Source organism: Cellulomonas fimi, from assembly GCF_028583725.1.
Lineage (GTDB): Bacteria > Actinomycetota > Actinomycetes > Actinomycetales > Cellulomonadaceae > Cellulomonas > Cellulomonas fimi_B.
On record NZ_CP110680.1, the window covers coordinates 1,856,545 to 1,871,636 of the forward strand.

A 15,092-nucleotide genomic window follows, 5' to 3' on the forward strand; every position below is an offset into this window, starting at 1 on the left:
CTAGCGGGACGATTCGGGCATGTCGGGGAGGGGCGATGGCCGGTCAGGATGCGCCGCGCGAGGTCGCGGACGGCAACGGCACGGACGAGCTGACGGCGCTCCGGGCCCGTCTCGCGGCGCTCGAGGAGGAGAACGCGCGCCTCCGGGCGGCCCCGCCGTCGTACCCGCCGGACGTCCCGGTCGCACCGGTCGCCACGCCGCGGCGGCGTCGGCCGGGACGCGTCACGGCGGCGGTCGTGCTCGTCGTGGTCGCCGCCCTGCTCGCTCCCGTGGCCGTCGTCGCCACGTGGGCACGCGGCCTCGTGACCGACACGGACCGCTACCTCGCGACGGTCGCGCCGTTGGTCGACGAGCCGCAGATCCAGCAGGCGGTCACCAACCGGGTGACGGGCGCGATCGTCGACGCGATCGACCTCGAGCAGCTCGCCGCCGACGCGACGGCGGCGGTCGCCGAGCTCGGCCTCCCGCCACGGCTCGCGACGGCGGTCGACTCGCTGCAGGGCCCGCTGGTGAACGCGGCGACGAACTTCGTGCACCAGGCCGTCGAGCGGCTCGTGACGTCCGACGCGTTCGACGCGGCGTGGACGGAGGCGAACCGCACCGCGCACGAGCAGCTGGTCGGCGTCATGCAGGGCGACCCGGACGCGATCGCGTCGATCGACGCGCAGGGCACGCTGACGGTCGACCTCACGACGGTGATCGAGGCGGTGACGTCGGCGTTGTCCGCGCGCGGGTTCACGATCGTCGACCGGCTGCCGACCATCAACGCGAGCTTCCCGCTGGTGCAGAGCGCGGACCTGGTGCGGCTGCAGAACGCGTACGGCTGGCTCGACCTGCTGGGCACGTGGCTGCCCTGGATCGTCGTGCTGCTGCTCGCGGGCGGCGTGCTGCTGGCGCGGAACCGGTCGCGCGCGCTCGTCGTCGCGGGGCTCACGCTGGCGGGCGCGATGCTGCTGCTCGGGGTCGCGCTGACGATCGGGCGGTCGGTGTACGCGAACGCGCTGCCACCGTCGGTGCAGCGGCCCGACGCGGCCGTCGTGGTGTACGACCAGGTGGTGTCGCTGCTGCGCGTCGCGCTGCGGTCGGGGCTCGTGCTGGGCCTCGTGGTGGCCGTCGTGGCGTTCGTGTCGGGGCGCAGCGCGGCGGCCGTGGGCCTGCGCTCGTCGTGGACCCGCTCGGTCGCGTGGCTGCGGGGGGCGGGGGAGCGACGTGGCGTGACGACGGGCCCGGTCGGCGTCTGGCTCGACGAGCAGCGCACGTTCGTCCGGGTGGTCATCGCGTCGGGTGCGGCGCTCGCGATCGCGCTGGGCATGCCGCTGACGCCGGGGTACGTCGTGGGTGTCGCCATCGCGGCGGTCGTGCTGCTCGCGCTGACCACGGTGCTGGCGCGACCGGCTGCCGCGGAGGGGCGCGCACCGGCCGAGGTGTGACGAGCGCGACGTCCGGGTCGTCCGCTGCGAGTCTTTCGTCCCATGAATCCGGCAAGCGCTGTCCCTAGGATGGAAGCGTTCCCATGCACGGAAGGACCCGCCATGAACCTCACCTTCCTCGCCGCCGTCGGCGCCGGTCTCACCGGCCACCCGACCGCGGGCCTCGTCGCCCTCCAGGCCGCCACCGAGGGCGAGCTGCTCACCGAGCGGTCCGCCCGCGCGTCGCGTCGCGGCCTGCGCCTGCGCCGCCGCCCGACCGTCGACACACCGGCCGCCACGACCGTCATCACGCTCGCCCCGCTGCCCACGGCCGCACGCAACCGCGCGGTGCGCGAGAACCAGACCGTCCCCGCGACCGTCGTCGCGTCCGCCGGAGCCGGCACGCGCTGACGTCGGGGGGTCGCCCGCCCGGCCGGAGGGCGCGAACCCGGTGTCCCGGCCCTGCTCGCCGCGCGGTCGGCCGCCGGAGCCGGTAGGAACGGTCACCATGACCGTCGTCGGCTTCCACCACTCGCACGAGCAGATCCACCCGCGCGCGCTCCTCGAGGCCGCCCGGCACGCCCAGGACGTGGGCTTCGACGCGGGGATGTGCTCCGACCACTGGGCGCCGTGGAGCGCCACGCAGGGGCACTCCGGGTTCGCCTGGACGTGGCTCGGCGCCGCGCTCGCGACCACCGACCTCCCGTTCGGCGTCGTCAACGCGCCCGGGCAGCGGTACCACCCCGCGGTGATCGCGCAGGCGGCCGCGACGCTCGGCGCGATGTACCCGGGCCGGTTCTGGGTCGCGCTCGGGTCGGGCGAGAACGTCAACGAGCACATCACCGGCGACCGGTGGCCGTCCAAGGCCGAGCGCGACGCGCGCCTGCGCGAGTGCGTCGACGTGATCCGCGCGCTGCTCGACGGCGAGGAGGTCACGCACGACGGCCTCGTGCGCGTCGACCGGGCGCGGCTCTGGACCCTGCCCGCCGAGAAGCCGCTGCTGATCGGCCCGGCGGTCACCCCCGCGACCGCGGCCCGGCACGCCGACTGGGCGGACGGCCTCGTCACCGTCAACCAGGACCCGGCCGTCCTGCGCGACGTCGTCGAGTCGTACCGGTCCGCCGGGGGCCGCGGCACGCTCGCGCTCCAGGTCCACGTCGCGTGGGCACCCGACGAGGACGCCGCGTTCGCGCTCGCGCGTGAGCAGTGGACCGCGAACGTCGTGGGGCCGCCCGTCGCGTGGGACCTCGACACCCCCGAGTCCTTCGACGCGCTCGTCCCGAACCTCACCGACGACCTCGTGCGCCGCTCGGTGCTCGTCGAGCACGACCCCGCGCGGTTGCGGGACCGGATCGCCGCGCTCGTGGAGATCGGCTTCGACGCCGTCTACCTGCACCAGGTCGCGACGGACGAGACGGCCGGTCACGACAAGCACCCCGTCGCCGAGCCGACCGCCACGCCCGCGGACCGGAACCTGCGCGCGTTCCTCGACATGGCGGGCGAGCACCTCGTCCCGCAGCTGCGGGAGGTGACGGCATGAGGATCCGCGACACCGGCGACCTGTGGTGGAAGAACGCGGTCGTGTACTGCCTCGACGTCGAGACGTACATGGACTGGAACGACGACGGCGTCGGCGACCTGCCGGGGCTCGTCCAGCGCATCGACCACCTCGCCGACCTCGGCGTGACGTGCCTGTGGCTCATGCCGTTCTACCCGACGGCCGACCGCGACGACGGCTACGACATCATCGACTTCTACGGCGTCGACCCGCGGCTCGGCGACGCCGGCGACCTGGTCGAGCTCATCCGCACCGCGCGAGACCGGGGGATCCGCGTCATCGCGGACCTCGTCGTCAACCACACGAGCGACCGGCACCCGTGGTTCCGCTCGGCACGCAGCAGCGTCGACTCGCCGTTCCGCGACTTCTACGTGTGGAGCGCGACGAAGCCGCCGGACACGTCGGACCAGGTCGTCTTCCCCGACCAGGAGACGGGCATCTGGACGCTCGACGAGAAGACGGGCGAGTACTACCGGCACCGCTTCTACCGCCACCAGCCCGACCTCAACACGGCCAACCCGCGCGTCCGCGACGCGATCGCCAAGGTCGTCGGCTACTGGGCGGAGGTCGGCCTCTCGGGGTTCCGCGTCGACGCCGTGCCGTTCTTCCTGGCCGACGCGGCCAAGGGCAAGGGCGACGAGATCGAGCGCCCGCACGACTACCTCAAGTCGCTGCGCGCGTTCCTCACCCGACGCACGGGCGACGCGATCCTCATGGGCGAGGTCAACCTGCCGTACGAGGAGCAGCGGCTGTTCTTCGGCGACGACGACGGCGACGGCACCGCCGACGGCGACGAGCTGACGCTGCAGTTCGACTTCGTCCTCATGCAGCAGCTCTACCTCGCGCTCGCACGCCGCGACGCTGGGCCGGTCGCGACGACGCTGGCGGCACGGCCGCCGATCCCGCGCGACGCGCAGTGGGCGACGTTCGTGCGCAACCACGACGAGCTGACCCTCGACAAGCTGAGCGACGACGAGCGCGCCGAGGTGTTCGCGGCGTTCGGCCCCGACCCCGACATGCAGCTGTACGGACGCGGCCTGCGCCGGCGGCTGCCCACGATGCTCGACGGCGACCCGCGGCGCGTGCGGATGGTCTACTCGCTGCTCTTCTCGCTGCCCGGCACGCCCGTGCTGTTCTACGGCGAGGAGATCGGCATGGGGGAGAACCTCGCCGCCGAGGGACGCATGGCGGTGCGCACGCCGATGCAGTGGACCTCCGAACGCAACGGCGGGTTCTCGCGGGCGCGCGCGTCCCGGCTCAGCGGGCCGGTCGTCGAGGGCGGGTACGGGCCCGAGCACGTGAACGTCGCGGACCAGCGCCGCGACCCCGGTTCGCTGCTCACGTTCGTGCAGACGCTCGTGCGCCGCTACCGCGAGAGCCCCGAGCTCGGCTGGGCCACCGACGTCGAGATCCTCGACCAGCCGCACGCGGCCGTCCTCGCGCACCGCAGCACGTGGCAGGACGGCTCCACGGTCGCCCTGCACAACCTCGGCGACGAGGCCGTCGAGGTCCCGCTCGACCTGCCCGACGCGGTGCCCGACGACGACGGCGGCCCTGCGGTGCGGCTCGTCGACCTGCTGCACGCGCAGGAGTGGACCTGCGACGAGCGAGGCCGGGCGACGGTCCCGCTCGACGCGTACGGGTACCGGTGGCTGCGCGTCGTGCGCGCGGACAGCCGTCGCCTGCTGTGAGGCGACGCGGACGTCAGCCCTCGACGCCCGTCGCGTCGTGCGACGCGCCCACCGGCTTCGACTCGGGCGAGCCGCGCTCGCGCAGGTAGATCGACAGCACGACCATCGACAGCACCGCGAGGAACTCGGACTGCCAGTTCTGCAGGGTCCGGTTCCAGAAGTCCGGCAGCGTCAGGTACTCCGACCACGACACGGGGTCCAGGTGGTCGCGCAGCTGCTCCTCGGAGTACGCGACGCTGCCGGCGAGCGACTGGGCGTACCAGCTGAGCAGGAAGATCGAGCCCATGACGAGCCCGAGCGAGTGCGAGTAGACCGACAGCCGCCACCCGCGCACGCGCGCCCAGGCCGGGGAGTCCTCGGTCGCGTGCTCGGCGACGCGCTGGTCCTCGTCGCTCTCGCGGCCCACCTCCTCGGGCTTCTTCGACTCGGGCGAGCCGACCTGCACGAGCCACACGGTCGCGAGGATGTAGAGCAGGAACTGCAGGAACTCCGACTGCCAGTTCTCCGTGATGTCCACGGCGAACTGCGACGACGTGAGGTACCGCGCGACCGTGATCGGGTCGAGGCCGTCCGCGCGCTGCTCCTCGTTGTAGAGCGCGACCCCGCTGAGCGCCTGCCCGACGACCGCCGCGACGAAGATCAGCGCGAAGAACACGCTGAGCGAGCTGTCCCGCAACGTCCGGCGGGCGCTCACCGGTTCACCATCGCGAGCACGACGCAGTAGGCCAGCCCGGCGTAGATGCCGGCCAGGGTCACGACGAACACCACCCGGCGCGACATCACGCCTCCAGCGCGCAGTCGTAGGGGCGCGGGGGTCGCGGGTCGCACGCCGCGGCCGTCACCACCCAGCCGTCACTCGACGCCGCGAGGAAGAGCGTGTCCTGCGGCGTGCGCGCCTGCGCCTGGCCGCCCGCGCGCCGCACGGTGACCTCGCCGCCCGCGACGCGCGACTCGAGCTCCGCGCCCAGGTCGCCCGACGTCAGCGCCTGCGCGCACGGCTCGCCCTCGTCGTCCTCGACCGCGTCGACGACGGCGGGCGCGAGCAGTGCGCAGGCCGCCTCACCGTCGCCCGCGTCGACCGCCGCGGAGAACTGCCGGACCACGTCGGCGACGTCGTCGCGCACCTGCGCGGGTGACGAGCAGGCCGCCGAGGCGACGAGGACGAGCGTGAGCGCCGCACCGGCCGGAGCGTGTCGGGTGAGCATGCACCGATGCTGGACCGGGTCGCGCGAGTCGGCACGTCAGGAGCGTCGGCCCGTCACCACCGCACGTCGACGCCGTCGCACGACGTGGGCGGCCACGACGTCGGCGCCGCGATGGTGCCGACCACCTCGGCGGCCCGCGCGCGACCCAGGTTCCAGCCGAAGCCGTCCTCCGCCTCGCGCACGGTCATCCCGTCGAGCACGCACGAGCGCAGCGGCTCGTCGAGCGCGTCCACCGCCGGGACCGCGTCCGCCGACAGGCCCTGCAGGTAGCGCACGTCGAGCGGGACGTCGAGGTCGGCGGTGGTGTTGTGCCGCACGATGAGCGCGTCCGGGTCGGCCGCCGCGAGCGCGAGCACCGACACGCCGAGGACGACGACGACCGCCGACGGCAACCACCCCGCACGCCACCGGGCCCCGGCCACGAGCACGAGCACGAGCACGACTCCCATGACGGCCTCGGCGAGCGCGACCCATAGGCGCAGCCGCGTCAGCCCGAACGCCTCGACGTACAGGTCCATCCGCAGCAGCGCCGACGCCACGACACCGAGCGTCCCGACGCACAGCACGCCGAGCCCGGCACCGACGACGGCCCGCTCACGCGCCGTCGCCCGCGGTGCGTGGCGCGCGGCCACCGCGACGACCACGAGCGTGAGCGCGGTCGCGACGACCAGCTGCGCGAAGCCCTGCCGCGCGTACTGCGCGTAGGTGAGGCCCGCCGTCTCCAGCACGTGCCGGTGCCCGCCGGCCAGCGCCGTCGCCTGCACCGCGACGAAGGCGACCACCACCAGGTCGAGTGCGACGACCGGGATCGCCCACTCGACGAGCGCCGCGGGCCGCCCGCGCCCCGCGCGGAGCGTCGACCAGCCGGGCGGGTACGTCGCGAGCTGCGCGTTCGTCGCCGCCACGACCGCCACGATCAGGGCGACGACGACCTGGGCGGGCAGGTCACCCAGGTCGAAGCGGGGCACGAGGCTCGCGAACACGCGGTCCGCGCTCGCGAACAGCGCACCGAAGACGAGGACGACGACCGCCGCGAGAGCCACCGCGCGGCCGACGCGCAGCACCTGCCGGCGCCGGCTCCCGACCGCGTCGCCCGCACCGTGCCGCAGCCACGGCAGCGCGCGCAGCGCGCCCGCCGCCCAGCTCAGCGGCGCCGCGAGCACCGCCGGCGTCGACCGGGCGCCCGTGAGCGCGACCGTCGCCGCCCACAGCGCCGTGAGCAGGCACAGCGCCACGACCCACGCCGCGTCGCGCACCGCGACCGCCCCGACGAGCGCGACCGCGAGGGCCGCCGCCGCGGCGTCGAGCGTCGAGCGACGCCGCAGCAGCGCGGGCACCGCGGCGGCCCACACCACGAGCCCTGCCAGCGCGACACCCAGCCCGGGCGCGTGGCCGACGACCATCACGGCGGTCACGACGCCGGTACCGGCGACCAGCCCGAGCGTCGGCAGCGGCGCCGCACCACGGCCGTCCCAGCGGAACGCGGCGAACGCCCGCCCGAACGGCCCCGGGGGCGGGGGAGGACCCAGCAGGGGGCCGAGGCCCGGGTGGACGCGCGGCGCGAGCGGAGCGGCGGGAGGCTGGGAGGCGGCTGTGCCGGTCATGTGCGTCACGCTAGGACCCCAGGTCGCAGGCGCGGACGGGTTCCCGGCGGAGGCACCGTGCACGTCCCGTGCCCGATCGTGGAGGTTCCTGACCAGCGCCTTCACGACCCACCCACGCGCCTGCGTGTCGGTCCTCGGTCAGCCTGCCGCCCGTCCCGGCGCGCGGAGCCCGCCCAGCCGCACTACCCTCGTCCGGGTAGGACGGGCGGCAGACCGTCCGCCGGATCGGGTTGGGAAGTCAGCTCGGAGCACTTGTCGGCGGCCGCTGCGGCCGCGTGGAGGCGCCGTGCACAGCCAGGCAGAGGCTCAGGTCGGCCAGTACCGGTTCACCTCCGGCGACGACCGGTGGCGCTGGTCCGACGAGATGTTCGAGATCCACGGCATGGAGGCCGGCGAGGTCGTGCCGACGCGCGACCTTTTCCTGCGCCACGTCCGTGCCGACCACCGCGACCGCGTCGCCGCCGCCCTCGAGGCGTGCGAGCGCGACGGGACCCCGGTCGGCGAGCACTACGTCCTCGTCGACCTCGCCGGCGACGAGCGGGCGGTCACCCTCAGCGGTGGACGCGACCAGGGCGCCGACGGGGCCGTCGTCAGCGGCTTCCTCGTGGACGTGAGCGTCAGCCAGCGCGCCACCGTCGCCGACGCCGTCAACGTGCAGCTGCACCAGGCGCTCGAGTCGCACGCCGTCATCGACCAGGCCAAGGGCGTCCTGATGCTCGTCTACGGCATCGACGGCGACGCGGCGTTCGAGCTGCTGCGGTGGAGCTCGCAGCAGCGCAACGTGCGCCTGCTCGCGCTCGCGGAGCGCCTCGTCGGGGCCGTCGAGAGCGCCGGCGGCCTCGCGCCGACCTCGCGCGCGAAGCTCGACGAGCTGTTCTTCCAGTCGCTCGGCGAGGAGGCCGCGCCCGCGTCGGGCGGGGCGCCCACCCATGGCCTGACCGTGTCCTCCCGGGTCGTCGGCGGCGTGCCCGTCGTCGCCGCGCGCGGGCCCGTCGACCTCGCCACCGCGGGCGTCCTGTCCGCGGCGATCGCCGCGGCATCGGGTGCCGCCCGGCAGTCGGGACGCCTCGTCGTCGACCTGCGCGAGGCCACGCACGTCGGCTCGGCGGGCGTCTCCGTGCTCGCCTCGCTCGACCGGCGCGCCCGCACCCACGGCACCACGCTGCGCGTGCTCGTCGCACCCGACAGCTCGCTGCTGCTCGCCGCAGGTCACGGCCTCGAGGTCGCGGTCGTCGACCCGGCCGGCGCGGTCGGTGCGTTGAGCTGATCGGTGCCACGCTGGGTCCATGACGGACCCGTCGCGGCCCCCGCTCGCCGTCGAGGCCACCCTCCAGGCGTTCGACGGCCTCCCCGTCGCGGTCGCCGCGATCCGGCAGGACGGCGTCGTCGTGACCGCCAACCGCGCCGCTCAGCAGCTGGGCATCGGCCAGGTGGTCGGGCGGCAGGCGGCCGACACGCTCACGGACGTCGTCGGCCGGCGGATGATGCCGCGGCTCGAGGAGGCGCTGCGGACCCGTCGCGGCCTCGCGCCCGAGGAGGTGCTGCTCGAGGTCGGCGACGAGCACCGGGACGTCTGGGTACGCCTGTCCCTCGCCCCGTGGCTGGACGACGCCGACGAGTACCAGGGCATGATCGTCACGGCCGAGGACGTCACGGCGGCCGTCGAGCAGCGGCTCGCCGAGGAGGCGCGCGTCGCGGGCGTCGAGGAGAGCTACGAGGTCGCCCGGGACGTCATCATCGCCCTGCAGGGCGCGCTGCTCCCGTCGTCGGTCCCGATCCTGCCGCTCGTCGACGTCGCGGCCACCTACCTCGTCGCGGGCCGCGAGCAGGCGGCGGGCGGTGACTGGTTCGACGCCGCCGTCACGCCCGACGGGCGGATCTCGCTCACCGTCGGCGACGTGGTCGGGCACGGCGTCGCGGCGTCCGCGGCCATGAGCCAGATGCGCGCGATCCTCGCGTCCCGGCTGCTCGACGGTGCGCCCGTCGGGGACGCCCTCGCCTCGCTCGACCGGTACGCCCGGGTGGCGACCGACGCGTTCGCGACCTCCGTCTGCGTCGTCGTCCTCGACCCCGAGACGGGCGCGCTGGACTACGCGACCCGCGGGCACCCCGCGCCGCTCGTCGTCGGTCCCACCTGCTCGCGCTGGCTGCCGTCGACCGGCGGCGGACCGCTGGGGATCGAGGACGGCAGCGAGGTGGGCCACGACCGCCTCGCCGAGGACGAGGCCCTCCTGCTGTTCACGGACGGCCTGGTCGAGGTCGTCGGACGTCGGCTCGACGACCGCATGCGGCAGGTGGTCGACGCCGCCGAGCACGCCGTGCGTGGCGCCGTCATCGGCCGCTACGCGGGCCGGACGGTCGGCGAGCGGCTCTGCCTGCACGTCCCGTGGGCGCTCGACGAGGGGTTCGTCGACGACGTCACCGTCCTCGCCGCGGCGCGTCGCACCGCGCCGCCCGACCTGGACCTGGAGGTGCCGGCCGACGCCGGGCGGCTCGCCGACGTGCGTGCGGAGGTCGACGCGTGGGCCAGGACCGTCGGGCTCGAGGCGCGCGAGCGGGCCGCGCTCGTCCTGGCCGCGAGCGAGGCCGCGACGAACAGCATCGAGCACGCGTACGCGGGCGCGGACCCCGGGCGGATCCGCGTCGAGGGACGGCTGCGCCGCACGACCGTCACGCTCGCGGTCGCCGACGACGGAGCGTGGCGTCCGCCCGCGCCCGACCCCGGCGACCGGGGCCGCGGCCTGAGCATGGTCGCGTCGAGCGGCGCGCGCCTGTCCGTCGACGCGGGGGAGACGGGCACCCGGGTCGAGTTCGAGATCGACGCCCGCAGGCGCGCGCCCGTCGGGTCCCCCGTCGTCGGGCCCACGGCCGTGCTGACCGGGGGGCCCGAGGTGACGGTCGGCGACGACGGCGTCATCCGCATCGGGGGTGTGCTCGACACCGAGTCCGCCGCGGCCCTCGTCGATGCCGAGGTCCGGTCCCGCTCGCGCGGCGGCATCGTGCCGGTGACCGTCGAGATCGCGCCGACCGCGTTCCTCGGCAGCGCCGCCGTCCGCGCGATCGAGCGCTACGTCCGGGGCGCCGACCCCGCGGCGCGGCGCGTCGAGGTGGTCGTGCAGGGCGGCAGCCCTGCGGCGCAGACGCTCGCCGTCGTCGGGACGCCCGTCGTCACCCGGTGAGGACCGGCGTCAGTCGTTCAGCCAGCGGATGACGACCTGGCCGAACGTCGACACGATCGCGAGCTGGGAGCGTCCGTGGCAGCTCTCGCACGTGACGGTGTGGTTGGTCCACGAGACGTTCGGGTCCGTGTCCGTCGAGGTGACGGCGATCGACGGTGAGCTGCAGCGCGGGCAGCGCAGGCGCGCCTGCTCGTCGATCACAGGGGTCGCTCCCGGCATCGTCGCCGGTGATGAGTGGCTCACGGGTCCTCCGGTGGTGCGGTCTATCGGGGCGTGCACGATCCCAGTGCACCACGACTCCCTCCCCTTCGCGCCAATCGTCCGATCCGCGGCACGTGCTCAGCGGTCCCCGGCGGCCACGAACGGGAGCCGGAACGTGAGCCGGCCGCCGCCGTCGGGGTTCGACCCGAGCGCGAGCGAGCCGCCGCGGTTCTCGATGCGCTCGCGGTGCCGGGACAGGCCGTGCAGCGGGGGGTCGGGCCGCGCCGGGCCGGTCCCGTCGTCGTCGACGACCGCCGTGAACACCCACTGCGCCGGGTCGTCCGTCGGCTCGGCATCGGCGCGCACGCGGACCGCGCGGGCATGGCCGTGCTTGAGGGCGTTGGTCACCGCCTCCTCGACCGTGTAGATCGCGACGAGCCGCTCGGCCACCGGCATCGGCGTCGCACCGCCCTCCGCGAGCCGCCGGTACACCGGTCCGAGCTCGATCGACGTCTCCACCTGCGGCGGCAGCCGCTGCAGCAGGAGCTGGATCGCCTCCTCGGTCCCGAGGTCCGCGCCGGACGGGAAGACGGCGTGGCTCAGCGACCGCACGTCCTGCTCGCGGATCTCCTCGAGCACCTCGGCCCACCCGCGGAGGTCCGCCGCGCGCGCCCGCGCACCCTCGGCGTCCAGCTGCTCCGTGAGCCTGTCGAGCCCGGCCGTCACGGAGACGAGGTGGTACTGCAGCGTGCCGTGCAGCTGGTCGAACACGAGGCGTCGGACGCGCAGCTCCTCGTCCTGGAGCGCCTCCACCGCGCGTCTCGCCCGGCCCGCCTCGACCTCCCGGCGGCGCGTCTCCGTCCGGGCCCGCTCGACGAGCGTCGCCGCGAACAGCGCCGCGAGCATCCCGACGACGCCCGAGAAGAACCCGAGCAACCCGATCCCGAGCACGTAGCTCGTCGACACGGGCGTGCTGCTCACGGCGACGAGCGCCGTCATCCGCGGGAGCGACGCGACGGCCGCCACGCCCGCGCTCACGAGCACCCGTGCCGCCCACCCCCGTCGCACCACGCCGAGCGCGAGCGTCCCGGCGAGCACCGCGGCGCCGTACGCGAGGTTGATCACGAGGATGCCGAGGCCGTCGGCGATCACGCCGATCGTGCTGCGCTCGTGGTCGACGGCCTCCTGCAGCCCGCCCCACGCGGCCCACGCGCCGAGCGCCATCAGCGCGTACAACGTGAAGTTCGTCGCCGCCACGACGATCGTGATGCGCCGGCGGTCCCGGTCGGCAGGCTCGAGACCCGCGTCGCCCGATCTCGTCACGTGCGCCACGACCACCCCGTCCGCTGCACGGCGGCGGCGACGTCGGCCCCTGCGGTGGGCGTCGCCCTGGGCCCGATCGTAGGTCCCCGCCAGGCGTCGCGCGCCTGCTCGGAGGCCGGCCGCGGGCCGGGGGCAGGTGGCGCCGCGGTCTCGACGCCTTCCCCGGCGGTGCGCGCCGCGAATCGATTCGCGGCGAGATGTGAGCGATAACATCCCGTCGTCGCGCGGGGCGAGGATGCCCTGACCCGGACATCCCGGTGCGCGACGAGGGCGTCGACCGCGAGCCGGGAACCCGGCGGGGACCGGCCTCCGCCCGAGGACCGACCGCACGCCCGTGGCGCACCTCGTCCACGCGAGCCACCGGCCGGCGACGGACGCAGCGACGCCGACCGGCGCCGGTCCGACAGCCCACCGCTCGTGACACCCGAGGAGCCACGGTGAACCAGCCATCAGCACACCCGCACAGGAGGCGGCTCCGGGCGGCCATCGCGTTGCTCGCCGCGGCGGTCTGCGCCGTCACCGTGCTCCCTGCCCCGGCGCAGGCGGACAACCCGATCGTCCAGCACCTCTACACCGCCGACCCCGCACCCCTGGTGCACGACGGCCGCGTCTATCTCTACACGGGGCACGACGAGGACGGCTCGACGTACTTCACGATGCGCGACTGGCGCGTCTTCTCCTCGACGGACATGGTCAACTGGACGGACCACGGCTCGCCGATGTCGCTCGCGACGTTCGCCTGGGCCGACGCCGACGCGTGGGCGGGCCAGGTGGTCGCGCGGAACGGGAAGTTCTACTGGTACGTCCCGGTCCGGCAGCGCTCGACGGGGCAGCGCGTCATCGGGGTCGGCGTCGCCGACAGCCCGACGGGGCCGTTCCGCGACGCGCTCGGCCGCCCGCTCGTCGGCAACGGCGAGATCGACCCGACCGTGCTGATCGACGACGACGGCCAGGCGTACCTGTACTGGGGCAACCCCCGCCTCTGGTACGTCCGGCTCAACGCGGACATGATCTCGTACGCGGGCAGCCCGACCCAGATCCCGCTCACGACCGCAGGTTTCGGCACCCGCACGGGCGACCCCAACCGGCCGACCCTGTACGAGGAGGGGCCCTGGGTCTACAAGCGCGGCGGGACCTACTACAACGTGTTCGCGGCCCGCTGCTGCTCCGAGTTCATCGGCTACTCGACCGCGCCCGGGCCGACCGGGCCGTGGACCTACCGCGGCACCGTCATGCCGACGCAGGGCAGCAGCTTCACGAACCACCCTGGCATCGTCGACTTCAACGGCGGCTCGTACTTCTTCTACCACAACGGCGCACTGCCGGGCGGTGGCGGCTACACCCGCTCGGTCGCGGTCGAGAAGTTCTCCTACAACGCCGACGGCAGCATCCCGACGATCACCATGACGAGCACGGGTGCACCCCAGATAGGCACGCTCGACCCGTACGTCCGGCAGGAGGCCGAGACGATCGCCTGGGGGTCCGGGATCGAGACGGAACCGTCGAGCGAGGGCGGGATGAACGTCGGCTGGATCGAGAACGGCGACTACGTGAAGGTGAAGGGCGTCGCGTTCGGCACCGGCGCGACCTCCTTCTCCGCGCGCGTCGCGTCCGCCACGAGCGGCGGGCGCATCGAGGTGCGGCTGGACGGCACGGGTGGACCGCTCGTCGCGACCTGCACCGTCGGTGGCACCGGCGGGTGGCAGAGCTGGACGACCACCACCTGCCCGGTCACCGGCGCGACCGGGACGCACGACCTGTACCTGCGGTTCGCCGGCGGCAGCGGCAACCTGTTCAACGTCGACTGGTGGCAGTTCGCCCGAGGCACGACGAACCCGACGGCGTACCGGGTGACGAACCGGAACAGCGGGCAGGTGGTCGACGTGCAGCAGGGCAGCCTCGCCGACCTCGCGGTCGTCGGCCAGTGGCCCAGCACGGGCTCGGCGTGGCAGCAGTGGCGCTTCGTCGACGCCGGCAGCGGGAACGTGCGCCTCCAGAGCGTCCACAGCGGCAAGTGCCTCGACGTCAACGGTGCGTCGACGGCCGACGGCGCGGCGGTCATCCAGTACACGTGCCACGACCGGGACAACCAGGTCTTCACCTGGCACTCGACCGGTGACGGCTACAGCCAGCTCGTGAACGTGAACAGCGGCAAGTGCCTGAACGTGGTCAACGGCTCGACGACCGCGGGCGCCGCGCTGGAGCAGCGCACGTGCGGCTCCGCGACGAGCATGCAGTGGTCACGCTCCTGAGCCACTCGCGCGACGGGGCCCGGGAGGCGGCGGTCCGGATCGCCGACTCCCGGGCTGTCGCATCCGTGGTCGGGTCGGCTCCCTCCGGCGTCGACGGCGGCGACCGGCCAGGTGCCGGTGGTGCCCAGGACTCGTCGCGGCCCTGTTCCCGAGCCTTCAGGCGCGAGTAGCGTCCTGCACATCGGCTCCGGGGGAAGGGGGCGGACATGTCCGAGGACGGGCGCCCGGACGCCGCGCAGACGCGGCAGGTCGTCGAGCGGTATCTCGACTCCGACCACGGCGACACCAGCGCGATGTCGCCCGACGTGGTCTTCCGGCTGATGGCGACGGGGGACGAGTACCGGACGCCGCAGGGCGTCCAGGGTCTGCTCGACTTCTTCTACCACCAGGCGTTCGACGCCACCGCCGAGCGGACCCGGTTCGTCGTCGACGGCGGAACGGCCGTCTTCGAGGGATTCGTCGTCGGCCGGCACACCGGCGAGTTCGCGGGCGTGGCGGCGACCGGCAAGCAGGTGCGGATCCCGCTCGCCGTCGTGTACGACGTCCGGGACGGGGCGATCGTCGAGGGCCGCGTCTACGTCGAGATCCCCGCGTTCCTCGCCCAGGTGGGTGCCGGCGCCCAGGTCGAGCCGCCGCCGTCGAGCGGCGGCCGCAGCGTGGTCAGGTGACG

General features: G+C 74.5%; 13 protein-coding genes. 8 read left to right on the plus strand and 5 right to left on the minus strand.

What is annotated here, in order from left to right:
- Positions 1 to 35 precede the first annotated feature (35 nt).
- From OOT42_RS08500 to OOT42_RS08515, 4 genes are all read left to right on the plus strand, one after another.
- The gene (locus OOT42_RS08500; protein WP_273654433.1) at positions 36 to 1,430 is read left to right on the plus strand and encodes a hypothetical protein; all 1,395 of its coding nucleotides are present in this window, start codon (positions 36 to 38) and stop codon (positions 1,428 to 1,430) included.
- Positions 1,431 to 1,532: 102 nt separating this feature from the next.
- On the plus strand, positions 1,533 to 1,820 hold the full coding sequence (locus tag OOT42_RS08505; protein WP_273654434.1) for a hypothetical protein: 288 nt from the start codon (positions 1,533 to 1,535) through the stop codon (positions 1,818 to 1,820).
- A gap of 97 nt (positions 1,821 to 1,917) precedes the next feature.
- Positions 1,918 to 2,949 carry a TIGR03885 family FMN-dependent LLM class oxidoreductase gene (locus OOT42_RS08510; RefSeq protein ID WP_273654435.1) on the plus strand — a complete coding sequence of 344 codons (1,032 nt, stop codon included), beginning with the start codon at positions 1,918 to 1,920 and terminating at the stop codon, positions 2,947 to 2,949.
- Positions 2,946 to 4,658 (plus strand): alpha-amylase family protein, encoded by a 1,713-nt coding sequence (locus OOT42_RS08515; protein WP_273654436.1) that lies wholly within the window; start codon positions 2,946 to 2,948, stop codon positions 4,656 to 4,658. Before OOT42_RS08510 ends, OOT42_RS08515 begins: the two co-directional genes overlap by 4 nt.
- Positions 4,659 to 4,671: 13 nt before the next feature.
- Here the strand turns inward: OOT42_RS08515 and OOT42_RS08520 are convergent, their stop codons facing one another.
- The 3 genes from OOT42_RS08520 to OOT42_RS08530 all read right to left on the minus strand — a co-directional run bounded on the left by OOT42_RS08520 (position 4,672) and on the right by OOT42_RS08530 (position 7,467).
- Positions 4,672 to 5,352 carry a DUF6766 family protein gene (locus tag OOT42_RS08520; protein ID WP_273654437.1) on the minus strand — a complete coding sequence of 227 codons (681 nt, stop codon included), beginning with the start codon at positions 5,350 to 5,352 and terminating at the stop codon, positions 4,672 to 4,674.
- Positions 5,353 to 5,437: 85 nt separating this feature from the next.
- Entirely contained in the window at positions 5,438 to 5,863 is a 426-nt protein-coding gene (locus tag OOT42_RS08525; RefSeq protein ID WP_273654438.1) for a hypothetical protein, read from the minus strand.
- 53 nt (positions 5,864 to 5,916) lie between these two features.
- Positions 5,917 to 7,467, minus strand: coding sequence for a DUF4153 domain-containing protein (locus tag OOT42_RS08530; protein ID WP_273654439.1), 1,551 nt, complete (start codon positions 7,465 to 7,467; stop codon positions 5,917 to 5,919).
- A gap of 286 nt (positions 7,468 to 7,753) precedes the next feature.
- On the opposite strand from OOT42_RS08530, the gene OOT42_RS08535 reads away from it, so the two are divergent.
- Positions 7,754 to 8,734 carry an ANTAR domain-containing protein gene (locus tag OOT42_RS08535; protein ID WP_273654440.1) on the plus strand — a complete coding sequence of 327 codons (981 nt, stop codon included), beginning with the start codon at positions 7,754 to 7,756 and terminating at the stop codon, positions 8,732 to 8,734.
- 19 nt (positions 8,735 to 8,753) lie between these two features.
- The gene (locus tag OOT42_RS08540) at positions 8,754 to 10,646 is read left to right on the plus strand and encodes an ATP-binding SpoIIE family protein phosphatase (RefSeq protein WP_273654441.1); all 1,893 of its coding nucleotides are present in this window, start codon (positions 8,754 to 8,756) and stop codon (positions 10,644 to 10,646) included.
- 9 nt (positions 10,647 to 10,655) lie between these two features.
- Here OOT42_RS08540 and OOT42_RS08545 read toward each other — a convergent pair whose 3' ends face one another.
- Together OOT42_RS08545 and OOT42_RS08550 are read right to left on the minus strand one after the other, a co-directional pair.
- Positions 10,656 to 10,889, minus strand: a complete 234-nt coding sequence (locus OOT42_RS08545) for a hypothetical protein (RefSeq protein ID WP_273654442.1) — start codon at positions 10,887 to 10,889, stop codon at positions 10,656 to 10,658.
- Positions 10,890 to 10,985: 96 nt separating this feature from the next.
- Positions 10,986 to 12,170, minus strand: a complete 1,185-nt coding sequence (locus tag OOT42_RS08550; protein WP_273654443.1) for a sensor histidine kinase — start codon at positions 12,168 to 12,170, stop codon at positions 10,986 to 10,988.
- Positions 12,171 to 12,607: 437 nt separating this feature from the next.
- Here OOT42_RS08550 and OOT42_RS08555 point away from each other — a divergent pair, with 437 nt between their 5' ends.
- Together OOT42_RS08555 and OOT42_RS08560 are read left to right on the plus strand one after the other, a co-directional pair.
- Positions 12,608 to 14,422: a family 43 glycosylhydrolase gene (locus OOT42_RS08555; RefSeq protein WP_273654444.1), complete on the plus strand. Its 1,815-nt coding sequence runs from the start codon at positions 12,608 to 12,610 to the stop codon at positions 14,420 to 14,422.
- Positions 14,423 to 14,628: 206 nt separating this feature from the next.
- A complete protein-coding gene (locus OOT42_RS08560) occupies positions 14,629 to 15,090 on the plus strand; it encodes an ester cyclase (RefSeq protein WP_273654445.1) in 462 nt (153 codons plus the stop codon).
- The last annotated feature ends 2 nt before the right edge of the window (positions 15,091 to 15,092 follow it).